20 protein-coding genes are annotated in these 24,046 nt (G+C 57.6%); 8 read left to right on the top strand and 12 right to left on the bottom strand.

The window, feature by feature from the left end; translation table 11 throughout:
* Nucleotides 1–54: 54 nt before the first annotated feature.
* Nucleotides 55–780: a transcriptional repressor LexA gene (lexA, locus tag Q0932_RS12390; protein WP_299353240.1), complete on the top strand. Its 726-nt coding sequence runs from the start codon at nucleotides 55–57 to the stop codon at nucleotides 778–780.
* Nucleotides 781–785: 5 nt separating this feature from the next.
* Here the strand turns inward: lexA and Q0932_RS12385 are convergent, their stop codons facing one another.
* Nucleotides 786–2,804 (bottom strand): ComEC/Rec2 family competence protein, encoded by a 2,019-nt coding sequence (locus Q0932_RS12385; RefSeq protein ID WP_299353237.1) that lies wholly within the window; start codon nucleotides 2,802–2,804, stop codon nucleotides 786–788.
* 85 nt (nucleotides 2,805–2,889) lie between these two features.
* Here Q0932_RS12385 and gltX point away from each other — a divergent pair, with 85 nt between their 5' ends.
* The 4 genes from gltX (at nucleotide 2,890) to Q0932_RS12365 (ending at nucleotide 7,456) form a co-directional block, all read left to right on the top strand.
* On the top strand, nucleotides 2,890–4,305 hold the full coding sequence (gltX, locus tag Q0932_RS12380; protein ID WP_299353234.1) for a glutamate--tRNA ligase: 1,416 nt from the start codon (nucleotides 2,890–2,892) through the stop codon (nucleotides 4,303–4,305).
* An 81-nt stretch (nucleotides 4,306–4,386) separates the two neighbouring features.
* Entirely contained in the window at nucleotides 4,387–5,682 is a 1,296-nt protein-coding gene (gltA, locus tag Q0932_RS12375; RefSeq protein ID WP_299353231.1) for a citrate synthase, read from the top strand.
* A gap of 191 nt (nucleotides 5,683–5,873) precedes the next feature.
* Nucleotides 5,874–6,677, top strand: coding sequence for a calcium-binding protein (locus tag Q0932_RS12370; protein WP_299353228.1), 804 nt, complete (start codon nucleotides 5,874–5,876; stop codon nucleotides 6,675–6,677).
* A 275-nt stretch (nucleotides 6,678–6,952) separates the two neighbouring features.
* Entirely contained in the window at nucleotides 6,953–7,456 is a 504-nt protein-coding gene (locus Q0932_RS12365) for a DUF2087 domain-containing protein (RefSeq protein ID WP_299353225.1), read from the top strand.
* Between the two features lie 8 nt (nucleotides 7,457–7,464).
* Here the strand turns inward: Q0932_RS12365 and Q0932_RS12360 are convergent, their stop codons facing one another.
* The 11 genes from Q0932_RS12360 to Q0932_RS12310 all read right to left on the bottom strand — a co-directional run bounded on the left by Q0932_RS12360 (nucleotide 7,465) and on the right by Q0932_RS12310 (nucleotide 19,508).
* The gene (locus tag Q0932_RS12360; protein WP_299353222.1) at nucleotides 7,465–8,241 is read right to left on the bottom strand and encodes an enoyl-CoA hydratase-related protein; all 777 of its coding nucleotides are present in this window, start codon (nucleotides 8,239–8,241) and stop codon (nucleotides 7,465–7,467) included.
* A 67-nt stretch (nucleotides 8,242–8,308) separates the two neighbouring features.
* Nucleotides 8,309–8,761: a cytochrome c-type biogenesis protein CcmH gene (locus Q0932_RS12355; RefSeq protein ID WP_299353219.1), complete on the bottom strand. Its 453-nt coding sequence runs from the start codon at nucleotides 8,759–8,761 to the stop codon at nucleotides 8,309–8,311.
* Nucleotides 8,758–10,731: a heme lyase CcmF/NrfE family subunit gene (locus Q0932_RS12350; protein WP_299353440.1), complete on the bottom strand. Its 1,974-nt coding sequence runs from the start codon at nucleotides 10,729–10,731 to the stop codon at nucleotides 8,758–8,760. The genes Q0932_RS12355 and Q0932_RS12350 overlap by 4 nt, the downstream gene beginning before the upstream one ends.
* A gap of 94 nt (nucleotides 10,732–10,825) precedes the next feature.
* Nucleotides 10,826–11,248, bottom strand: coding sequence for a GFA family protein (locus Q0932_RS12345; protein WP_299353216.1), 423 nt, complete (start codon nucleotides 11,246–11,248; stop codon nucleotides 10,826–10,828).
* 65 nt (nucleotides 11,249–11,313) lie between these two features.
* The gene (locus tag Q0932_RS12340; protein WP_299353213.1) at nucleotides 11,314–11,853 is read right to left on the bottom strand and encodes a holin family protein; all 540 of its coding nucleotides are present in this window, start codon (nucleotides 11,851–11,853) and stop codon (nucleotides 11,314–11,316) included.
* Nucleotides 11,844–12,455: a holin-associated N-acetylmuramidase gene (locus tag Q0932_RS12335; protein WP_299353211.1), complete on the bottom strand. Its 612-nt coding sequence runs from the start codon at nucleotides 12,453–12,455 to the stop codon at nucleotides 11,844–11,846. Before Q0932_RS12335 ends, Q0932_RS12340 begins: the two co-directional genes overlap by 10 nt.
* 148 nt (nucleotides 12,456–12,603) lie before the next feature.
* On the bottom strand, nucleotides 12,604–13,047 hold the full coding sequence (gene ccmE / locus Q0932_RS12330; protein ID WP_299353208.1) for a cytochrome c maturation protein CcmE: 444 nt from the start codon (nucleotides 13,045–13,047) through the stop codon (nucleotides 12,604–12,606).
* 22 nt (nucleotides 13,048–13,069) lie between these two features.
* Complete coding sequence (gene argC / locus Q0932_RS12325) at nucleotides 13,070–14,104, bottom strand: N-acetyl-gamma-glutamyl-phosphate reductase (RefSeq protein WP_299353205.1); 1,035 nt, start codon at nucleotides 14,102–14,104, stop codon at nucleotides 13,070–13,072.
* A gap of 155 nt (nucleotides 14,105–14,259) precedes the next feature.
* Nucleotides 14,260–15,072 (bottom strand): glutamate racemase, encoded by an 813-nt coding sequence (murI, locus tag Q0932_RS12320; RefSeq protein WP_299353202.1) that lies wholly within the window; start codon nucleotides 15,070–15,072, stop codon nucleotides 14,260–14,262.
* Between the two features lie 41 nt (nucleotides 15,073–15,113).
* A complete protein-coding gene (locus tag Q0932_RS12315) occupies nucleotides 15,114–15,992 on the bottom strand; it encodes a lysophospholipid acyltransferase family protein (protein ID WP_299353199.1) in 879 nt (292 codons plus the stop codon).
* Nucleotides 15,993–16,088: 96 nt separating this feature from the next.
* Entirely contained in the window at nucleotides 16,089–19,508 is a 3,420-nt protein-coding gene (locus Q0932_RS12310; RefSeq protein WP_299353197.1) for an indolepyruvate ferredoxin oxidoreductase family protein, read from the bottom strand.
* A gap of 171 nt (nucleotides 19,509–19,679) precedes the next feature.
* Between Q0932_RS12310 and Q0932_RS12305 the strand changes: the two genes are divergently transcribed.
* From Q0932_RS12305 to Q0932_RS12295, 3 genes are all read left to right on the top strand, one after another.
* Nucleotides 19,680–20,585, top strand: a complete 906-nt coding sequence (locus Q0932_RS12305) for a LysR family transcriptional regulator (protein ID WP_299353194.1) — start codon at nucleotides 19,680–19,682, stop codon at nucleotides 20,583–20,585.
* 279 nt (nucleotides 20,586–20,864) lie between these two features.
* Nucleotides 20,865–23,156, top strand: coding sequence for a mechanosensitive ion channel family protein (locus Q0932_RS12300; RefSeq protein ID WP_299353191.1), 2,292 nt, complete (start codon nucleotides 20,865–20,867; stop codon nucleotides 23,154–23,156).
* A gap of 142 nt (nucleotides 23,157–23,298) precedes the next feature.
* Nucleotides 23,299–24,012, top strand: coding sequence for a BamA/TamA family outer membrane protein (locus Q0932_RS12295; RefSeq protein WP_299353187.1), 714 nt, complete (start codon nucleotides 23,299–23,301; stop codon nucleotides 24,010–24,012).
* Nucleotides 24,013–24,046 lie beyond the last annotated feature (34 nt).

The raw sequence follows: 24,046 nt of genomic DNA, 5'->3' as shown, positions 1-24,046 counted from the left end.
AAAACAAGAACATGCGTAGAACAAACCAAAGTTCAGCCGCAAGAGGGATATCTGATGCTGACCAAAAAACAACTGGATCTGCTCGAATTCATCCACATTAGACTGCAACGGGACGGGGTTCCGCCCAGCTTTGACGAGATGAAGGATGCGCTGGATCTGCGCTCAAAATCTGGCATTCACAGGTTGATTACCGCCCTGGAGGAACGCGGCTTTATCCGTCGCCTTGCGCACAGGGCGCGGGCGATTGAGATCGTCAAACTGCCTGAATCGCTTGGCGGGCTGCCCAGCGTGCCAACCGCAGCGCCAAAAGGTGGATTTGAACCTCGGGTGATTGACGGACCCCATCCGTCGCCCACACAACCGGCCAATGTGACCCCGGAAGAGGTGATCTTGCATGCGCGGGAGTTGCCGGTGATGGGCAAAATCGCCGCTGGTGTGCCGATTGAGGCGATCAGCCATGTAGATCATCATGTGGCCGTGCCGGGCGCAATGTTGCGCAACGCTGGCACCCACTATGCGCTTGAGGTTAAGGGCGATTCAATGATCGAGGCAGGCATCAACGATGGTGACGTTGTCATCATTCGCGAAACCAAGACGGCCGACAACGGCGAGATTGTCGTGGCTCTGGTCGAAGACCAAGAGGCGACGCTGAAACGCTTTCATCACAATGGCACCTCGATCGCGCTTGAGGCGGCAAACCCGGCGTATGAAACACGGGTTTACCCTGAAGACATGGTCAAGGTTCAGGGCTGTTTGGTTGGTTTGATCCGCACCTACTGATCCGATCAACGGTTCCACAGACGCAGCCCGCTAACCTCGCGGGCTGTTGTCATTTTCAGGACACCCCCTTTTTGGCTAAAGGCAATCGATCCGGTGTTGCGCAGGCTTTCCGGCGTCAGAACTCGGCAGGGCAGATCATCCGGCGCGTCATGCGTAAAAACCACGATGTCGCGAGCCGTGCAGTCGCTAAACGCCAGAGAGGCTTTCTTGCCTTTGACATGTTTCAACTGCCCCTCTCCTAGCGCGAGTGAAACCACGGCATCTTCGCCATTCGGAAAACGGGTTGCGGCCTGGGGTTGATCGACCGGATCGCCGTCATTTTCCAACCAGTTCAGGGCAATAAAGCCGCTTCCGCGCGGCTTGCTGAGCGCGCGACCATCGTCAGTCATCACCCCGATCAACCCGCCACTGTCCGCGATCAGAATTTCGGGCCGCTCTGCGCGAACCCATAACGCAATTGCAGCCACGGCCAGAACAAGACCCGCGGCACGCAGGCGACCCTGCCACAGGATCAGGATCAGCATGCCCATTGAAAACAGCGGTAAAACCGGTGTCGGCGGCGCGATGACATGGCCACGAGCATCCGGGCGATCCGCAAAGAAATGCGCGACTGTCAGGATCCACTCCAGCCCCAACCCCATCGCCCAAAGGCCAATCCACTCAAGCCCCAAGGGCGCGAGACACATGGCCAGAACCGCTGCTGGCACGACCACTGTGCCCATGACCGGCACCGACAACAGATTGGCCGGCAGCCCATAGTGCGACACGATATTGAAATGCGCCGCCGCGATCGGGGCCGTGGCCAGCCCGGCCACCAATGACGAGATCACCACCGCCGACACCGGCCGCAACCACCGTGGCAGGCGGATGCCCTCATAGTTCCGCAGGGCGCCAAACACCGCCACCAACGCGGTCGTAGCGGCAAAGGACATCTGAAACCCCGGGCCAAGGATCGCCTCGGGACGCATCACCATGACGATGGTCGCGGCCAGCGCCACCGCGCGCAGGCTAAACGCACGCCGATCCAGCATCACCGCTGTCAGCGCCACCGCTGCCATTATGAACGCACGTTGCGTGGCTACATTTCCACCTGACAAGGACAAGTAGCCCGCTGACGCCATGAGCGCGGCCACCGCTGCCAGCTTTTTCACCGGCACGCGCAGCGCCACAGCCGGAACCAGCGCCAACCCCAAGCGGACAACCGCAAAGACAAACCCGGCCAATAATCCCAGATGCAGCCCCGATATGGCCAGAAGATGCGCCAGATTTGAGCCGCGCAAAGCTTCTATGGCCTCTTTGCTCATCCCGCTGCGATCTCCGGCAGACACCGCTGCCGCAAATCCCCCAATGTCCCCCGGCAGAAAGGACTGAATATGCGCAGACATCGCCATGCGCAGGCCAAAGGTTCCCTGCCCGCCTTGGGGATACTGGAGGGCCAGCACCGGTGTGCGGGTATAACCAACCCCGCCGATTTTCTGGAACCACGCATGACGTTGAAAATCAAAACCACCCGGCTCGGTCGGTCCGGAGGGCGGCGACAAATGCCCGGTCAGCACCACCCGCAGTCCTGGCACTGGCGTCACATAGCCCTGAGTGCCATGGAACGAGACCCGCACCAAATGCGGGGTGCGCTCTGGGGGCAATCGATCCAGAACAACCTCTGCCAGCGTCAGCCGCACCTTGTCCGAGCCCGACCTGTCTATCCCAACAATTACGCCCTCAATGGCGCCATAGTAGCGCCATCCTAGCTTTGGTTCGGCAACGGAGTGCGCCCGAAATACACCCAGAAGAACACCAAGAAAAACAAAGCACAGACCGATGGCTAAAGGTGACAACCCCTCTCGAACCCACGCAGCACTCAACGCGAGCACCACGGCACAGACCCCAAGGCCGAGCATTTCCGGGGCAAGCAACTCACGAGGTAAGAGAAAGTATCCGCCAATGCCTGTCGCCAGGCACACCGGCACCCAGGGGAACAAATGACCCCGCTGGCCCTGTATGGCCTCGGCGATCAGGGCAAACATGCGCAAGCCTTGTCCTCATTCAGGCAGGTCGTTAGACAGTCGCTAACATTATCTCCACTTTGGTTACGGAAAGGTTAAGACCGTCATGACAGACCAGGTCGTCACCCGTTTTGCCCCTTCGCCCACCGGCTTTCTGCACATTGGTGGCGCGCGCACTGCGTTGTTCAACTGGCTCTACGCCCGGGGCCGCGGCGGCAAGTTCCTTTTACGTATCGAAGACACCGACCGCGCGCGCTCGACTCCTGAAGCGACCGAGGCCATTTTACAGGGTCTCAGCTGGCTGGGTCTGGATCATGACGGCGACGTGGTCAGCCAATTCGATGGCGCCGCACGCCATGCCGAGATCGCCTTGCAGCTTTTGGAAGAAGGCAAAGCCTATAAGTGCTTTGCCACCCAAGACGAGATCGCCGCATTCCGCGAATCCGCGCGCGCGGAAGGCAAATCAACCCTCTATCGCAGCCCTTGGCGTGACGTCGACCCGTCCACGCATCCCGATGCCCCATATGCAATCCGCATCAAGGCACCTCAGGACGGGACAACAGTGATCCGCGATCAGGTACAAGGCGATGTCACCATCCGCAACGATCAGCTGGATGATATGATCCTGCTACGTTCGGACGGCACGCCAGTATATATGCTCGCTGTTGTCGTCGACGACCATGATATGGGCGTGACCCATGTGATCCGGGGCGATGATCACCTGAACAACGCCGCACGCCAAATGATGATCTATCAGGCGATGGGCTGGACGGTGCCGGTCTGGGCACATATCCCGCTGATTCACGGGGCCGACGGCAAGAAGCTTTCCAAACGCCACGGCGCTTTGGGCGCGGAAGAATATCAAAAGATGGGCTACCCTGCGGCAGGCATGCGCAATTACCTGGCGCGGCTGGGCTGGAGCCACGGCGATGATGAGTTCTTTACCGACGCACAGGCACGTGAGTGGTTTGATCTGGATGGCATTGGCAAAAGCCCGGCGCGATTTGACACGAAAAAACTGGAAAACCTCTCGGGCCAGCACATCGCTGTTAGCGATGATGCTGCACTGCTGCATGAGTTAAGCGAATTTCTGGCCGCAACCGGGTCTGAAGCCTTGAGCGCCAAAAAAACCACGCTGATGGGGGATGCGATGTATTGCCTCAAAGAGCGGGCCAAGACATTTCCCGAACTCCTTGATAAAGCTCAATTTGTTCTGGCTGAGCGCCCGATCGATCCGGACGAAAAATCGGCCAAAAACCTCGATACGGTATCCCGTTGTATACTGAAAGAATTGACGCCGCAGCTGCAAAATGCTAGCTGGACCCGAGACGAATTGGAGGCTGCCACAGGCGCTTTCGCTGAGGCGAAAGAAATCAAGTTCGGCAAGATGGCAGGTCCCATGCGGGCCGCACTTGCAGGACGCGCCGTGACCCCCAGCGTATTTGACATGATGCTCGTTCTGGGGCGCGACGAAACCGTTGCTCGCCTGATGGACGCGGCAGAAGAGGGCAACGGGGGCTGACGCGGCACAAAGCACGCTTCGGCCCCATAATTAAACAACCCCGGCGGTCCGCGCACAGGGGCGTATGAGAGGAAAGACAGTATGACCGAGACTGACAAAACAGCCACATTGACGATTGATGGCAAAAGCATTGAGCTGCCAATCTACTCGCCGACCGCCGGTCCCGACGTTCTGGACATCCGCAAACTCTATGGCCAGGCCGGTGTATTCACCTATGACCCGGGCTTTACCTCGACCGCATCTTGTGATTCGACCATCACTTATATTGACGGTGAAGAAGGTGTCTTGCTGCACCGCGGGTATCCGATTGACCAGCTGGCAGGCACATCACACTATCTAGAAGTTTGCTTCCTGCTGCTTTACGGCTATCTGCCGTCGGCCAAAGAGCTGGACGAGTTCGAGAGCACGATCACGCGCCACACGATGGTGCATGAGCAAATGATCAACTTTTTCAGAGGCTTCCGCCGGGATGCTCACCCAATGGCAATCATCGTGGGTGTAGTCGGCGCGATGTCTGCCTTTTATCACGACTCGACCGACATCAACGATCCGCGCCAGCGTGAGGTTGCTTCTCACCGCTTGATCGCCAAGATGCCGACCATCGCGGCGATGGCGTACAAATACACGATCGGGCAGCCTTTCGTGTATCCGCGCAACGATCTAGACTATGCGTCGAACTTCCTGCGCATGTGTTTTGCCGTGCCATGCGAAGACTACGAAGTGAACCCGATCCTTGCACGTGCGATGGACCGTATCTTTACGCTGCATGCTGACCACGAACAAAACGCGTCAACATCGACAGTGCGTTTGGCCTCGTCTTCTGGCGCCAACCCATTCGCCTGTATCGCGGCTGGTGTCGCATGTCTCTGGGGCCCTGCTCATGGCGGTGCCAACCAAGCATGTCTGGAAATGCTGAAAGAAATCGGCACACCTGATCGCATTCCCGAGTTCATCGCCCGCGCCAAGGACAAGAACGATCCGTTCCGCCTGATGGGCTTTGGCCACCGCGTTTACAAGAACTTCGACCCACGCGCGACTGTGATGAAACAATCCGCTGACGAGGTTCTGGATCTCTTGGGTGTCGAGGACAACCCGGTTCTGGCGACCGCCAAGGCGCTTGAGGCTGCGGCACTGGCGGACCCCTACTTCGCCGACAAGAAACTGTTCCCGAACGTCGACTTCTACTCGGGCATCATTCTTGAAGCGATGGGCTTCCCAACCTCGATGTTCACGCCGATCTTTGCGCTGTCGCGCACCGTTGGTTGGATTTCACAGTGGAAAGAGCAGCTTTCGGACCCAGCGCATAAAATTGGTCGCCCGCGCCAGCTCTATCAGGGTGAGACCGAACGCAACTATGTGGACATCGAAGACCGTTAAGTCGGACACCGATCTGAAATGCAAACGCGCCCTGAGTCGTTCTGGGCGCGTTTTTTGTTAATGATTTGGTAACTATTTCCTATGCCGACCTTGGGATTGTCTCGATAGCAGACACAATGCATTGAAAAAATTGACTTTTTGTCGAAACCCGGTCAACTTTGTGGCGAAATTGAGGCACGGGGATTGTCAATATGTTGGCTGCACTAGGTGTTTTGTCTGTCGTGTTTTGGGCTTGGGTCATTGTCGAAGTTACAAGTGACGATGATGACGATGACGAAGCGACGTCTGAAGAGACAACCATAGAAACCGTCGAAGAAATTTCGGTTGATGAAGGTGAGAACGACCTTTTGATGGGCACTGAAGGTGACGATTCCCTTGATGCCGAGGAAGGTGTCGACATCGTGTTCGGCGATGAGGGCGACGATACACTTCGTGGTGGCGAAGAAGGTGATCTGTTGCTGGGGGGCGCGGATGACGATGAACTGCGTGGCAGTGAAGGCGAAGACACGCTGGTAGGTGGAGAAGGCGCTGACACTTTGATCGGTGGCAGCGGTGCAGACATTCTGGACGGTACCTCGCTCTTGGACGAGGACACATTGGCCACCTCTGCAGAAACAGCCAACACGCTGGACGATTTGGTGTTTCAGTATGACACAGGGTTGGACACCGACGACGGCGACGTCATTCAGGGTCGTGGCGGCGACGACACGATCATTATGGGCAGCGAAGATTCCGTGACTGGCGGTGCTGGAGAAGACCTGTTTTCCGCCGGTGAATGGGTGCGTCCGGGCGAGCCTGCGATCATCGAAGACTATGACGAAGACGAGGACATCATTTCATACAGTTACACGGGCCCGACCGAGCCGGTGATCTCGACCACCATTGATGGCACAACGGACGATGTCACCGTTTATGCCGATGGTCAGGCGGTCATCATCGTCACGGCCGCAGGACCCACGTTCACCGCCGACAACATCGCGTTGTTAGAGACCTGAACTGACCCCGGTGGGGCATCGGGTCATGGGTGGGGCAATTCGGGCGTGGCGCATTCGGGCCACGCCCGTTTCTTTTGCGGAGTCATCCCTTGTCAACGCCCGTTGGCTGAACTAATTGACGGGCCACGGTCCGCAGTTCACCGAGGCGCCGCCGGTCATACGACCACGCTAAACCTGACGAGAGTACCGACAGCATGCTTTATCCCGTGCCGTCGACAAGGGCGGCCATCGACCCCGATCCCGGGAGGCACGATCAGCATAAAGGATGTTGTCCCATGTCTAAGGACGCAAACCCTCTGTTTATTGCCGACGTCTCGGCCTTTACCAAAACCCTGCGCAAGTCTTTGGCGGGTCAAGAGGCCCTGCCCGGCCATGCAGCTATGTTGGCACTGGTCGCCAAGGCTGCTGGCTTTCGCAACCACCAACACATGCGCGTCACAACCTCGCCGCCAGAGCTCGATGAACTGGCGATGAAACGCGCGCGGCGTGTGTTTGGTACCGATGGGCGTATGACACGCTGGCCCAAACACACCAAGGTTCAAGGCCTGTGTCTCTGGCCATTCTGGGCGCGAATGCCCGCGCACCGCGACTTGCGCGAAGTTGAGGTGAACACCATTCTGAAAGAGGGCATGGCCTTTGTTGACCATGTTTTGTTGCGCCGGTCCTTGATTGATCATGGGCTGGCGGAACGCGAAGTTGACGGCAGCGCCTATCGCCGGATTGAGCGCAAGCCAACGCCCGAGGCGTTGGCTTTGATGGCGCATCTGCGCAACCTTTAAAAGCTGGCCTAGCGGCCCTCGTAGGTCGCGGGACGTTTATCAAGAAAGGCCACAACGCCTTCCTGAAAGTCCCGCGTCTTACCGCATTTGCCCTGCAGCTTGGCCTCAAGCGACAACTGCGCCTCAAGGTCATTGTCGCCAGAGGCCTGCAATGCCTGTTTGATATGGGAATAAGCCACTGTAGGACCCTCGGCCAGATGCCGCGCCCGCGCCATCCATGTGTCGGCAAAGTCGTCATCGGCCACCGCTTCCCAGATCAAGCCCCAGGCCTCGGCCTTCTTAGCATCGATCTTGTCAGCAAAAAGAGACATGCCCATCGCGCGCGCCTGTCCTGCAAGTCGCGGCAGCACATAGGTGCCACCGGCATCCGGGATTAGCCCGATCTTGGAAAAGGCCTGCATGAAATAGGCGCTCTCGGCGGCAATCACCACGTCTGCGGCCAACGCAAGGTTGGCCCCTGCCCCGGCTGCTGCGCCGTTCACGGCAGAAATCACAGGCACTGGGCAATTCGTAATGGCGCGGATCATCGGGGCATATTCATCACGCAGCCCGCGCTCCAGATCCATGCTGGCGGCACTGCCCCCATCGCCCAGATCCTGGCCCGAGCAAAATGCCCGGCCAGCACCGGTCAGCACAACAACCCGTGCTTCACCTCCGCCTGTGCGCACCGCATCGGTGATCTCAGCGCGCATCTGCTGGGTCAGCGCGTTCATCACCTCAGGGCGATTAAGCGTCACCACGGCAATGCCGTCCTCAAGGCGATAGTCGATTGTCTGATAGGCCATGCGCGATCCTCCCTCGTCAGGCTAGGAGTTAGGCATGGCCCCGCAAAAGGGCAAGCAAAACCTGACGTTACTCGTCGAGGATTTTCTTTAGACGTGCGGCCTCTTCGTCGTTCAGGCCCTTCTCAGCAGTCACTGGTGCACGTGCGCGGCCACGCAGGTAGAACACAGCGGCCAAGAGCGCCAGGAACAACATCATCGGACCAGCAAGCCACAGCAGCAGGTTCGAACCACTGGTCTGCGGTCGCAACAGCACATATTCACCGTAGCGCGAGACGATGTAGTCCATCGCCTCTTCGTTGCTGTCCCCCGCCACCAGCCGTTCGCGCACCAGGATACGCAGCTCGCGTGCCAGATCAGCATTGGATTCGTCGATACTCTCGTTGCGGCACACCAGGCACCGCAAATCCTTGGACATATCGCGCGCCCGCTGTTCCAGCACCGGATCGTCCAGAACTTCGTCTGGTTGGACCGCCCACACCGGGGCGGCCACCAACATCAAGATCAGGATCAGACGTTTCATTCCGCGGGCACTCCGGTTGTGGGGGCTTTACGTGCGCCAGCAGCGACACGGTACCGCCGATCCGTGAGACTCAGGAGTCCCCCCAGCGACATCAACGTACAGCCCAACCAAATCCAGTTGGTCAGCGGCTTGATATAGGTCCGCATGGTAAAGCCACCGTCTGCCTGAGGATCGCCAATCACCACATAGACGTCCCGCATAAAGCGATAGTCAATCGCGGCTTCGGTCGTTGGCATGGATTCCACCGGATAGACACGTTTTTCAGGGTGCACGGTTGTAACCAGCTCACCATTACGGCGCACAGTGACATCCGCCATCGTCGACATATAGTTCGGGCCTTGTTCAGCCCGCACATCATCCAACGTCAATTCAAACGCCCCGACCGTAAATGGCTCACCCTTGTAGGCCACGCGAATGTCTTCCATCTCCCACGCGGTCAGACCAGCGATGCCGATAATCGTGATGCCGAACCCCGAATGTGCGATGGTCTTTCCCCAGTCTGCGCGCGGCAGTCTGCGCAATCGCGCCAGACGGGAACCGATTGCCCCGCGGCCTGAGCGGCTCAATACGTCTGTAAGCGCTCCAAACACCAGCCAAGCCCCCAAGAACAATCCAACGGGTCCCAACAGGCTCCGTCCGGTCTGCATGGCCCAGATCAACCCCCCCAGCGCCAGAGCCAGCACAAAAGCTGGAATCAAAGGCTTGATCACCCTGCTGAGATTGCCGCGTTTCCACGGCAGCATCGCACCCACAGGCAGGATGATCCCCAAGGCGACCATGAACGGTGTGAAGGCCATGTTAAAGAACGGCGGGCCCACGCTGAGTTTGCGGGTAAAGAATATCTCGGAAACCAGCGGCCAGATCGTTCCGACGAACACCACGAAACAGGCAACCGCCAGAAAGATATTGTTCAACACCAAGGCGCTTTCACGGCTGACCATGCTGAACACACCCTTGGCCTCCATGACGCTTGCGCGGGCGGCAAAGAGCATCAGCGCGCCGCCCATGAACACCAACAGGATGGCGAGGATGAACACACCACGTTCCGGATCGTTGGCAAAGGCATGGACCGAAGTAATCACACCCGAGCGCACAATAAACGTTCCGATCAACGAGAATCCAAAGGCCAGGATCGCCAAAAGAATGGTCCAGCTTTTCAACGCCTCGCGCTTCTCAACAACGATGGCCGAGTGCAACAAGGCACCTGCCAGTAGCCACGGCATGAAAGACGCGTTTTCAACCGGGTCCCAGAACCAGAACCCGCCCCAACCCAGTTCGTAATAGGCCCACCAGGACCCCAGTGCGATACCAATGGTCAGGAAAATCCACGCAGCCAATGTCCAGGGACGCACCCAGCGCGCCCAAGCCGCATCAACACGCCCCTCAATCAAGGCAGCCACTGCAAAAGAGAACGCCATCGAAAGGCCAACATAGCCCAGGTAGAGAAATGGCGGGTGTAGCGCGAGGCCGACATCCTGCAACAGAGGATTGAGGCCTTCGCCATCAAACGGCGGGGCCGAGATGCGCAAAAACGGGTTCGACGTGAACAGGATAAAGGCAAAGAACGCCACAGCGACCAATGCCTGAACCGACAAGGCCCGTGCTCTCAAGGTCGGGGGAAGATTGCCTCCGAACCACGCCAATGTGGCCCCAAACAGTGTGAGGATCAGCACCCAGAGCAGCATCGATCCCTCGTGGTTGCCCCAGACACCGCTGAGCTTGTAGATCATCGGCTTGGCCGAATGCGAGTTCAACGCCACCAGCCGCAGCGAGAAGTCCGACACCACAAAGGCATAGGTCAGCGCCGCAAAGGAAAACGCCGTCAGCAGGAACTGTATCCCCGCCGCGGGTTCAGCCACGGCCATCCAGCCGGGCCAGCGATTGTGTGCGCCAATGAGAGGAACAATGCCCTGGACCAAAGCGGTCAGGGCGGCGAGGATCAGGGCGAAATGGCCAATCTCAGTAATCATGTCTGACATATACGTCGGGTGCGCGGTACGGCCAATGACTTTCGTCAGGTCCGGGCGATCACTTTGTCGCGCCTAGACACGAATATCCGTGGTCTCAGGCCTTCGAAAACCGCAAGACCCCCGCCACAAGCGGCCCACTCTGCAGATCAGTCGGGTGATTTACGCCGTCATAAACAACCACTTCGGGGAAATCGAAGGGGCCAAGCCCTTCAAGACAGGCAACGTTGATGCCAAACTGATGCGGGTTCGACCGACGCTGGTGGTGCGTATAGATGCCACAGACGGAACAGAAATAGTGCTGGGCCGTCTTGGTGTTGAACGCATAGGTGCTCAACTTGTCTTCACCAGTCAAAAACTCGATCCCGTCCAGATTTGCCGAAACCGCCACGGCGCCGCGCATCTGGCAATATGAACAGGAACACCGGCGCGCGGTCTCAAGTCCATCCGTAAGACGGACACGAAAGGTGACTGCACCGCAGTGACAGGCCGCGTTGTGAGTCTTGCCATTTTCTGCCATTGCCAGCCCCAAAATTGGTTTCAATTGCGAAGATCAAGGCTATCGGGCCGCCACCCGAATGGCAATCAACGGTCTGTTAGTCCGGTTTCAGAATACGAGCTCCGTTTCCAATCCATCACGGCAGGATTCGGCGGACCAATCTCGGGCCCTTCCAACAGTTTCAGGTTCTCCACGACAGTCGGCACCTGCGCCATGCTGGTGGCGATAGACCTCTGAAACTCCTGACCTTTTGCTTGATGACGTGCACCAAAATAGAAACTGACAATCACGCCCAAGAGCCACCACAAGGGTTCGGGCACAAGCGCAATCCCGGCCATGCGCGCTGCAAACCAGACCGGGTCGACCATGGCCGAGATCACCAATCCAAGGCATCCCAAGGCCATCATCGGGCGCGGCAGCCTGTTAACTGCATCCATCACGCGGTCAAACAGCCCGCGTTGAGCTGGGTAAAACTCGGCGCCATGCGCCGCCATAGCTGCCAATTGCACCTCTGTGCCGCGCACAGCCCCTGCTTCGGCATTTTCGCGAAACACCTCGGCAGTTTCTTTCACCACATTGCGTCCACCGCCAAAGATCAGTGTGAAGATTTGCCCAATCACCCCCATGCTGCCACCCGTGCTTGAAACTCGGCATCGCTCATGTGGTAGCGCGGAGAGACAAACTCTTCGGCGCGCTTGATCCATCCCCCTTTGCCCCCTGCCCGGCTGCGTGCGTATTTGCGCGAGGCGGGACGGTGATCTGCCAGCCGGAAATAGTAATTACGGCGTGCAATACCGTAAGCATCGGCCAAATGTTCTGGCGCCGCACGGGCGGCCTCTGTCGCAGCCTGCACTGTCTTCGGGCCAATGGCCCCATCCACATCAACCGGGAATCCCATGTCACACAAAAGCCGTTGCAGGATTTTCACCGCGTTGTTGCCTGCGTTCACATACATGTCAAAAACGCTGGCCTGCAGCGTCCGTGGTAGTGCAGCGACACCCGGTGCTTCGAAATAATGCTTGAGGAAGATTTCGACCGCCTGCGCCCGGCTTAAGCGTTTGACATCGCGTGCATCTATCTGCCCGTTTCGATCCAGATCCAGCCCCAACCGCCGCATCGTGTGAATGGTCACGCCATGTTTGGTCGCCCCTCCCGGATCATCCGGGTCATTCACGTAGCCACCCTCGCGCGCCACGATCTCTTCGGCAATCGCCCTCACTGTCTGCATACCGCACCTCGCCCGGAAAACCCGCACCAAGGCTGCGCCAAAGCGGTTAACGCCCTCTCATGCGACCGAACGGTGCACCTCACCCCACAAACAAAGCGACCCGCAACTTCGGTTGCGGGTCACAATTGAATACCAGTGGTCAGAAGCCTTACGATTCAGGCTCTACGTAGACCCCTTGCTCTTTCAGCGCGTCGACCACCTCTTTGGGCATATAGGTCTCATCGTGTTTGGCCAGAATTTCGTCTGCCTCAAACACACCGTCTACATAGCGTCCGGTGCCGACCATGCCCTGGTTTTCTTCGAACAAGTCTGGCAGCACCCCGGTAAAGGCGACAGGGATCGAAGCTCCGCCATCGGTCACGCTGAAAAACACTGTCTCGCCAACGCCACGTTTCAGGGTGCCCGCTTCAACCAAACCGCCGATGCGAAACACTTCGTTCGGCGCAGGTGGCGCTTCGGCCACCTCACTGGGCGAGCGGAAAAAGTTGATGCCGTCGCGCATCGCATAGCCTATCAAAGCCGTCGACAATCCCAAAGCGACAAAGGCCAGCAGGATTACCTGTACGCGGCGTTTCTTTTTGAGGTTTTTCATCCTCTGTTCCTTTCCTGGGCCATTAGGGGAAGACCGGCGCCAACATCAGGCCCTCTGTTTCCTCTTCCCCGAGCATAAGGTTCGCGTTTTGCAGCGCCTGCCCGCTCGAGCCCTTGGTCAAATTGTCCAGCGCCGCGACAACGATCACGCGACCCTCAATCCGGTCCGCGACCACGCCAACATGGCAGAAGTTCGAGGCTCGAATATGCTTTGTACTGGGTGTCTCACCGAAAGGCAGAACCTTGACAAACGGCTCATTTTCGTAAGCCTTTTCAAGAGCTTCATACACTTCCTGCGCATCACCCTGCACATATGCCGTTCCCAGAATCCCCCGGTTCGCGGGCACCAGATGCGGCGTGAACTGGATCGTCACCTCACGTCCGGCAATTTTGCTGAACTCCTGGTCAAACTCGCCCAGATGCCGGTGTTTTCCACCCACGGCATAGGCGTGATAGCCTTCGCTCAGCTCGGCATGCAGGAGGTTTTCCTTTAGGGACCGGCCTGCCCCTGATACAGCACATTTAAGGTCAAGGATGATATGATCAAAGTCAATTACCCCGGCCTTGATCAACGGGGACAGCATGTATTGCCCGGTCGCCGCGTTGCAGCCCGTACCCGCCACGAGACGTGCCTTTTTGATGTCGTCCCGGTAAAACTCGGTCAATCCATAGACGGCCTCGGCCTGACACTCCAAGGCGTCGTGTTCACCCCCATACCATTTGGCGTACTCGTCCGCGTCGCGCAGCCGGAAATCGGCTGACAAATCAACCACTTTCAACGACTTGGGCAAGGCTTTGATGACCTTTTGCGAGGTCGCATGCGGCAGGGCGCAGAAACACAGATCGACGTCAGCAAAATCGATCTCGTCAATCTTGCAGAGCGTTGGCAGTTCAAGGTGGCGCAGATGCGGGAAAACAGCGGCCATTTCCATGCCTGCTTTACGGTCTGCAGAAAGGGCAACAATGTGCATTTTCGGATGGGTTGCGATCAGACGAACCAGCTCGGCGCCAGTGTAACCCGACGCGCCCAGGATGGCGATTTTGTGCGTTTTGTCCATTTCTCAGGACCCCTTTTGTCCGTTTTGTACAGAAGTTTTGTACATTTGCGTTAACCCATAAACGGGTCATTCGTGTGATTTGACGCAGTTCCGCACCACTTTTGATCGCTGCGGAACTTAATCTTTGATTCATGAAATTGCGAGGGGCGTGAATGTCACGCCGACTGAAAGGTGATCTTTCGTCGGAGGAACTGTGTCGCGCGGTCGGACACACGACCCGCATCACCCGTGGTCAGGAACATCGATTCGCTCCCTTCACCGACCATCGCCGGGTGGCGCTGCAGGTAGTCCGCAAGCGACTCGGCCACGAGATTGGCCTGCGAATAGACTTTGACGTCCTCGCCAAGGGCCGCCTGAAACGCATCGTGCATCAATGGGTAGTGTGTGCAGCCCAAAATGGCGGCCTGCGGATCGGGCATCTTACGTTTCAGCGCATCGACATGCGAGCGAACCAGCGCCTCGGCCAGAATGAGATCGCCGTCTTCGATGGCATCCACAACACCGCCACAGGCCTGTGCCTCGACATCCACGCCAATCGCACGGAACGCCAATTCGCGCTGGAATGCCCGGCTGGCCACGGTAGCAGGCGTGGCGAACAGGGCCACGTGTTTCACTTCGACCTCGCGTGGTGGCGAGTTATCACCCCAGCTGCGCTCGGTCAGGGATTCTATCAAAGGCACAAAGACGCCAAGCACACGCTTGTCGCTGGGGATCCAGCTTTCCTGCATCCGCCGCAAGGCCGCGGCACTGGCGGTGTTGCAGGCGAGAATAATCAGATCACAACCCGCATCCCACATCCGCTCAACAGCGGCCGTGGTCAGGCTGTAGACGTCATCCGCATCCCGCACCCCATAAGGCGCGTTCGCATTGTCGCCGAAATACACAAATGGCACATCTGGCAACCGCCGGGTCACCGCGTCCAGAACGGTCAGTCCGCCCAAACCACTGTCAAAAATTCCTACTGCCATCTTCGCCGCCTTGGGCCAGAAACCCGGTGCTGTCGTGGGCCTTAGGCCCGGTGCTTTTCTTCAAATTCAAACCCATAGCCATTGGCTGGCACAGGTCTTGGGGACAACTCATAAGTTCGTTGTCGCAAGAAGTCCATGAGACCTTTGGAATCGCCTGAGAATGCTTGCAAATCCGCAGCGGGAATGGGCTTGCCAATGGCCACTTCGACAGGTTCGTCCACCCGTTTTCCAAACTCTTTGATCAACAGCCCCAGCCGCAACGTGTTGTGCAGATGGCTCGCGACCTGAAACAGACGGCTGGTGTGGCCCTCAAAGTAAACCGGCACCACCTGGGCGTTCGACTTTGAAATCATACGCGCGGTAAAGCTGCGCCAACCGGGATCAAGCGGGCGACCAAAGGGTTTGGCCGCCGTGCTGACCGTGCCGCCAGGAAAGATGCCAATCGCACCACCCTGCCCCAGATAGTCCAGCGCCACTTTGCGCGTTTGCAGGTTCAGCCTGACCGCCTCTTTATCATTGTCGAATGAAATCGGCAGGACGATCCGGTTCAGTTCCTCGGCCTTTTGAAAAACGTTGTTGGCCAGAATGCGGAAATCCCCGCGCACCTCGCTTAACATGTGTCCCAGCATCATGCCGTCGAGAATGCCAAAGGGATGGTTCGCGACCATCAACAATGGACCGGTTGCCGGAATGTTGTCGAGCGAGCCGCTGATGACCTTAAGGCTGAGACCGTAACGCTCCATCATCACGCGCCAGAAATCACGACCGTCGGCGACCTCATGTTCATAGCCTTCGGCCCGTTTGATCAGCCCAAGCCGCCCGGTGGCGTTTTCCAACAGGCGAATAACCGTGCGGCCGCCCCGCGTTTCGGCGGAATGGGCATAGCTGATTTCGCGTGTGACATCGCTGTGCTGGGTCATCAAACCAGATCCTTTCTCAGGCGCGGGGTATAGAAAGGAACCCTGCGCCTGAGAAGATACTAAAATGCCGCTGTGACAATTCCGTTACAAGACAGGCTATTCCGCAGCCTTGGCAGGCGTGTCGCCGTTGCGAAGCGCGGCCAGGCATTCTTCGCGCCGTTTCGCGGCTTTGGCTTCGTTCTCCTGCTTAACCGGGCCAAATCCCCGGATTTGCAGGGGCAGTTCCGCCAGTGCAATCGCGGCATCGGACGCTTGCACAGCGTGATCGCGCAGGATGTTGGCCATGTCAGCCTCATATTGCGCGATCAGGGCACGCTCCATCTTGCGCTCTGCGGTGCGGCCAAAGATATCCAACGGTGTGCCGCGCAAGGACTTCATGCGCGCCAGCAGGCGGAACCAACGGTCCATACCCTGGCCGTACTCTTTCTTGCGGGGGCGTCCGTTGGGCCCTTCTGAGGTCAACATCGGCGGTGCAAGGTGATAGGTCATGGTAAAGTCGCCTTCAAACACCTCGGCAGCCTTGTCGCGGCTTTCAAGATGCAGGCGTGCGACCTCGTATTCGTCCTTGTAGGCCAACAGCTTATGGTATCCGAGCGCGATGGCCTCTCTCAGCTTTTCATCCTGTGCCTGATCGACCAGCTTGCGGTACTTTTTGGCCAATCCCTTGCCCTGATACTTCACCAGATGGTCAACGCGGAACGCGATGCGCTCGTCCAGTGACTTGGGCATATCAACCACGTTCGGGGTCAACAGCTTGTTCGCGTCTTCGGGGAACAACACGGCCCAGCGTCCGATCTCAAACGCTCGAAGGTTGCGGGCCACCGCGGCCCCATTCACCTCAATGGCCTGCTGGATGGCGGCGAGGCTGACAGGGACCAGACCCTTTTGCCAGGCCGCGCCGAAGATCATCATGTTGGAAAAGATCGAATCTCCCAAGGCGATGCGCGCCAGCTCAGAGGCATCAAACAGCGCCAAACCATCCCGCAGGCGCGCCTCAAGAGCGACCTCTAAGCGACTGGTTGGCAACTTGAATTCTATGTCTTGGGTAAAGTCTCCGGTGATGATCTCGTGGCTGTTGACCACCGCGCCAGTGCGTCCGGTAGAGGTCAGGCCAAGGGTCTTGGCACCAGCACTCACCACCAGATCACCGCCGATCAATGCGTCAGCTTCGCCGGTCGCCACGCGGATCGCGCTGATGTCTTCGGGGGTTTCGGCCAGACGGCAATGGATGTGCACTGCGCCGCCCTTTTGGGCGAGGCCTGCCATCTCCATCATGCCCGCAGCCTTGCCGTCGATCTGAGCAGCCTGTGCCAGAACCGCGCCGATGGTCACAACACCTGTGCCACCCACCCCGGTGATGACCACATTGTGCGTGCCGACGATTGGTTTGATCTCAGGTTCCGGCATGTCGGGCAGGTCCAGATCGGCGGTGGCCTCCTTGCGGATCGTGCCGCCCTCGACTGTAACGAACGACGGGCAGAACCCGTTCACACAAGAGAAGTCCTTATTGCAAGACGACTGGTTTATCGCCCGTTTGCGGCCCAGCTCGGTCTCGACCGGTTCAATCGAAATACAGTTCGACTGTACGCCGCAATCGCCGCAACCTTCGCAAATATCGGTGTTGATGAAGACCCGCTTGTCCAGGTCAGGAAACAGCCCACGCTTGCGGCGCCGGCGCTTCTCAGCGGCGCAGGTCTGGACATAAACAATGACAGACACACCTTTGATTTCGCTAAAGTCTTTTTGAACGGACATAAGATATTCACGTTCGTGGAACGCCACCCCTTGTGGGAAACCGTTCTTGTCCAAGTCTTCTTTGTCGTCATAAACCACGGCCAGATTTTCAACGCCCATCGCCATCACTTCAGAGGCAATGCGTTGCGGGTTGAGATCGCCATCATTGGCTTGACCACCGGTCATCGCAACGGCGTCATTGAACAGGATCTTGTAGGTGATGTTGGTACCCGCTGCGAGTGCTGCACGGATCGCCTGCACGCCCGAGTGGTTATACGTGCCATCGCCGAGGTTCTGGAACACGTGGTCGCGGGTTGAGAACGGCGCTTCACCGATCCAATTGGCGCCCTCGCCGCCCATATGAGTAAAGCCAGTGGTTTCGCGGTCCATCCACTGCACCATGTAATGACAGCCGATGCCGGCATAAGCGCGGCTGCCATCAGGCAGTTTGGTCGACGAGTTGTGCGGACAGCCCGAGCAGAAATAGGGAATGCGGGCGGCGATATCCTCTGCGTTGTCGGCGCGTTGCGCATCATCCAGAGCCTGCATGCCAGCCTTAACCGCATCCGTGCCGCGCCCCTCTTCAATCAGGATCTCGCCCAGTTTCTCGGCAATCATGATCGGGTCAAGCGCGCCTCGGGTCGGGAAGAGTTCCGGTCCGTGCATGGACCCGGCGCCACCGCCCTTGTGCCAGCCGTAAACCCGGCGTCCCTGCCGGTCGTCAAAGATCGCCTCTTTGACCTGCACTTCAATGAGTTTTCGTTTTTCCTCAACGATCACAATAAGATCAAGGCCCTCGGCCCAATCGTTGAAACCTTGCATATCCAAGGGGAACGTCTGCCCGATCTTGTAGGTCGTGATGCCAAGGCGTTCTGCTTCGTCCTGATCTACACCCAAAAGTGCCAGCGCATGTTCCAGATCAAGCCAGTTCTTGCCCGCAGCGACAAAACCGATCTTGGCACCGGGCTGCCCCCAAACGCGTTTGTCCATCTTGTTTGCGCGCGAAAACGCCTCGGCAGCAAAGCGTTTATAGTCAATCATCCGCGCCTCTTGGGCATGCGGCGTGTCGACCAAACGGATGTTCAAGCCACCCTCGGGCATCTCGAACTCTGGCGTGACAAAGGACAGGCGATGCGGATCCCCATTCACCACCGAGGTCGCCTCGATCGTGTCTTTCATGGTCTTGAGACCAACCCAGACGCCCGCAAACCGCGACAAGGCGATGCCGTAGAGGCCGTAATCCATGACTTCCTGCACACCCGCAGGAGAAACGATGGGCATATAGGCATCCACCAACGCCCATTCCGATTGGTGCAGCACGGTTGAGCTTTCGCCCGTGTGATCGTCCCCCATCGCCATCAGGACGCCACCATTGACCGATGTGCCGGCCATATTGGCATGCCGCATCACGTCTCCGGTGCGATCCACGCCAGGGCCTTTGCCGTACCAGAGGCCAAAAACACCATCATGGGTGCCTTCGCCGCGCAACTCAGCTTGTTGGGCGCCCCATAGGGCTGTGGCCGCAAGGTCTTCGTTCAGACCGGACTGGAACAGGATGTCATGGGCCTTCAGCTCCCGCTCGGCGCGCATCATCTGGCTGTCGACCGCCCCAAGAGGTGATCCGCGATAGCCGGTGACATACCCTGCCGTGTTCAGGCCAGCGGCGGCATCACGGACCTTTTGCATCAGCATGAGCCGAACCAGCGCCTGTGTGCCATTCAGCAGCACATGATGCTTGTCCAAGTCGAACCGGTCATTCAGCGACACTTTCTGGATACTCATCCAACGCCTCCCCTCGTCTGATTTTCTCAATTTCAATATAGGCTGATTTTAGGTCATAAATTATGACCTAACAACAAAATTCTGTGATCCCGTCGCGTTACATCGCCAACGGCTGTTTTGTTTTCGCTCTGTTTCGCCTAGACAAAGGAAAGGATAACGAAAGTTGCGAATATGGATTGGGACAAGCTCAGAATCTTTCACGCGGTGGCCGACGCCGGGAGCCTGACACATGCCGGCGACACGCTACATTTGTCACAATCTGCGGTATCTCGACAGGTTCGCGCCCTCGAAGAGAGCCTGAATGCCACCCTGTTTCACCGTCATGCACGGGGACTGATTCTAACCGAACAGGGTGAGCTGCTGTTTGACGCCACCAAATCCATGACCAAACGGCTGGACGCCGCTGCCGCGCGCATTCGAGACAGTGAAGAAGAAGTGTTTGGTGAATTGCGGGTCACGACCACAATCGGCTTTGGCACTCTCTGGCTGGCCCCGCGGCTGCCGAAACTTTACGAGAAATACCCGGACCTCAACATCGATCTGATGCTGGAGGAACGCGTGCTGGACCTGCCGATGCGCGAAGCCGATGTCGCCATTCGGATGAAAGAGCCGTCACAAGCTGATCTGATCCGCAAACGGTTGATGAGCGTGCACATGCGGCTTTATGCGACGCCGGAGTACATCGAACAACATGGCGGAGCAGAAACCATGTCTGACCTCGCCGCGCACCGGCTGATCTGTCAAAACATCAACTCGTTCCAGGTTGGTGCCGGCGCCAGCCTCGTACAGCAGCTTCTGAGCAATGAAATCCCGTCAGTTCTATATGTGAACAACTATTTCGGGGTTCTGCAGGCAGTTTTGCACAATCTCGGAATTGGCGTCTTGCCGGACTATGTCACTCAGGATTTCCCGCAATTGGTCCGAATTCTGCCTGAGGTAGATTCGGGTGAAGTGCCTGTTTTTCTCGCCTACCCAGAGGAATTGCGCCAATCCAAGAGGATTGCGGCCTTTCGGGACTTTGTTCAGGAAGAGATTATTACACACCGCAAGCAGTTGAGAGAATTGGGAAATCTATAAGCTATGCATTGGGTGCATAGCGGCAATGCTGCAGGTGCGGCATTGTTTCACTTGAACGATTCAAAACTGATGCCTAATTCATCTCTTGAAGACACCAGTTGCACATTTGTGCAGCGTCTTCACCTCCCTGTTGGACTTCGGCCGAGCTTATTGCTCGGCCTTTTTTTTGGGCCAAAGCCAATTCCATCAAGCAATCCATATAGAGAGTGAACAAAGAAGGTGCATATCGGACGCGTCATGCTAATCTGGTGAACAATTAGCATAGTGATCGAGGCTTTCATGTTCAAAGTTCTTTCAAGGGCCCTTTGGGTCACCCTTTTCGGCGCGATTTTGGCGCTGCCAGCCGCCGCACAAGTTCCCATGTCCACGGGCAGCACGGCTGCCCCCGAAGAAATTCAGATCAACCCAGAGGAAATGACCCCCGAGGCCATTGATGCCATGGTGGCGCGCATGTCCGATGATCAGGTTCGCGCCCTGCTGCTGGACAGGCTGGATGCCGTGGCCGAGGCCGCCCAGCAAGAGGTTGACACGACCCCTCTCAGCGAACGTCTCGCGGTTGTCTGGACCGGTTTCATCTCCAGACCCCTTGATGCTATTCAAAAACTACCAAACCTCCTTGCGAGCCAGGCTGTGGCCGTTCAGGTCTTTGCTGACACCTACGGAGGCGCCACGGGTGTTCTGAGGCTGTTCGGGCTGATCGCGTTTGTTCTGGTCGTTGGCTACATCGCCGAACGCGCTGTTGGCATGATCCTGGCCCGTCGCCGCACGCTTGAGGTCGATCAGGACCAAGACAGCCTGTACGGTGCCATCAACTTTCTGTTCCGACGTTTCCTGCGAGAAATCTTTGGCCTGATCGTGTTCTTCTTTGTGATCCGCGTGCTGGGTCGCATTCTTTTGAGCCCGGAAGAGCTGGCCTTTGCAGGTCCTTTCGTCAACTATCTGATCTGGATGCCCCGCATGGCAGCCGCCGCGTCGCGCTTTCTTTTGGCGCCAAGCCGCGAAGACTTGCGACTGGTCAGTGCCGACAATCACACCGCGTCATATCTGCACCGGAACCTGATTGGCCTCGTGCTTTTGGGCGGTTTCACGTTGTTTGCAATCTCCTTTAACGTTCGCGCCGGGATCAGCATGGAAGAGACACGCCTCGCGTTCTGGCTCGACAGTGCGGTCTACGTCTACATCGCAATCATGGCCTGGACCGTGCGCGATGGCTTGCGTGCCATTATGCTGGGATCTGATCCGGATGTGACCGGGTTCGACAAGTCTGTCTCGTGGAACTACCCCTATTTCGCGATGTTTGTCGCGGCTGGTACGTGGGTGCTGGTCGGTGTCCTGTCGGCCGTAGATATGGTGGCTCCGCTGGGTCACGGAGCGCATTATTATACGATGTTCGTTCTGCTGGCAGTGCCGGTCATTGATACGGCGATCCGGGGCATTGTTCGTCACGTCGTCCCGCCGATGATTGGCGAGGGTGCTGTGGCAGAAGATGCCTATCGCGCTACAAAACGCAGCTATGTTCGCATTGGCCGGGTGATTGCACTTGGCATCGTTATGATGCTGATTGCGCGCGCATGGGACGCCAGCCTGTCGTCGCTGCTCCGCGAAAGCGCCGGGATTGCCGACAACCTCTTTAGCTTTGGCATGACCTGTGTCGTGGGCTACGTCGCTTACGAGGCTGTATCGCTGTGGATCAACCGCCGCCTTGCGGCAGAGCACACCGCGATGGGCATGAGCCAGGACGATGCAGATGCGGGCGAAATCGGTGGTGCGGGCGCGTCGCGCTTGTCGACAGTTTTGCCACTCGCGCTGGTCTCTGCGCGGTCCACAATCATCGTCATCTTTGGTCTCTTGGCAGTTGGCAACCTTGGTGTCGACATCACGCCGCTGTTGGCCGGTGCTGGTATTGCCGGTCTGGCAATTGGCTTTGGTGCCCAGAAACTGGTGAGCGACGTTGTATCGGGCGTGTTCTTCCTGATCGATGACGCCTTTCGTGTCGGGGAATATGTCGAGATCGCCGGCACCATGGGTGCGGTTGAGAAAATCTCAATCCGGTCTATGCAATTGCGCCACCACAGGGGCGCTGTGCACACCATTCCCTATGGTGAAATCCCGCAGCTGACCAACTATAGCCGCGACTGGGTGATCATGAAGCTCAAGTTCACCGTGCCGTTTGACACCAACCCCAACCAGATCAAGAAGATCTTTAAAAAGATCGGTCAGGAAATGCTTGAGGATGAACTGTTCAAGGATGACTTCCTGCAGCCCTTTAAGTCGCAGGGTGTCTTTGACATCGACGATGTGGGCATGGTGATCCGCGGTAAGTTTATGGCCAAACCCGGCAAGCAATTCATGATCCGCAAAGAGATCTTTAACAAGATCAAAGCCGCCTTTGCAGAGGCTGGTATCGACTTTGCCCGCCGCGAGGTGCGTGTTGCGATCCCAGGTATGGAACATCAAGAAGACATGACCGAAGAGCAACAGGCACAAGTTGCCGCCGCAGGCGCAGCGGCCGCAGCAGCGCAACCCCCTGGTCAGGCACCGGGTGGCGGTGGCTCAAAGCCGGGCGATTGATCCTTACTCGGGACAAGGCGTCAACTTGACTTTGCGGTCATGCCTGCGGGATACCCTAGGCATAACCGCTTTGCCCCAAACTGGTTTAGAATTCAGCGCAAGAACAGCGCTCTGTGTTGGCATTTGGGCCATAGGACTGGGATTGGGATTTACGGGCCCCGTCCTGTCAGAGAGCGGACTTGAAACCAGCTCAAACACACTGTCCGACGTTGCCAACGACGAAACAGATTTTGGCTTTCGCAACGGATCGTTTCTGTTCGCGCCAATCCCCTTTAAAACCCCGACGATCGGGGCTGGATTGGCCCTTGGCGGCGGCTACCTGTTCGAAATGGATGCGGGCAGTGATACCTCAAGCCTCGCCGCGGGCGCGCTTTATAGTGACAATGGATCTTTTGCCTATGGCCTGTCGGGTGACCTGTCCTGGGACAGTAACCGTTGGAAACTAAGTGCTACGTTGGCCCATGCTGATGCGATCTATGATCTTTTTGTGGGCGGCACCCCTGTTGGCCTCCAGCAAGAGGGTTACGTGTTCACCAGCACTTTGCTTTATGGGCTGTCAGAGAATTTTTCTTTGGGCGGCAAGGTACGATACCTCGACACAACCATTGGTTTGGCGGATGGCGGTGCACTGCCTCCTGACCTTGACGATGATAGCGAGCTCAAGTTGTGGAACATGGGTCTGGTCGCGCAATATGACAGCCGCGATGATGACCTCTACCCACGAGGAGGCTATTTCGTAGATTTTGAATTGTCCGCAGGAACCACCGTCGAAGGCACCAGCCGCGAGTACGCCCGTGGGTTCGTCAATGCTGCCGGATATTGGCTGATGGCTGAGCGCACTGTTTTGGCAGGGTAGGTTTCAACTTGTGCCGCAAGCGAAGACTCTCCGT

Source organism: uncultured Shimia sp. (assembly GCF_947498095.1).
In the GTDB taxonomy this organism is placed as follows: domain Bacteria; phylum Pseudomonadota; class Alphaproteobacteria; order Rhodobacterales; family Rhodobacteraceae; genus Shimia.
This window is presented reverse-complemented; position numbering and strand designations above follow the sequence as displayed.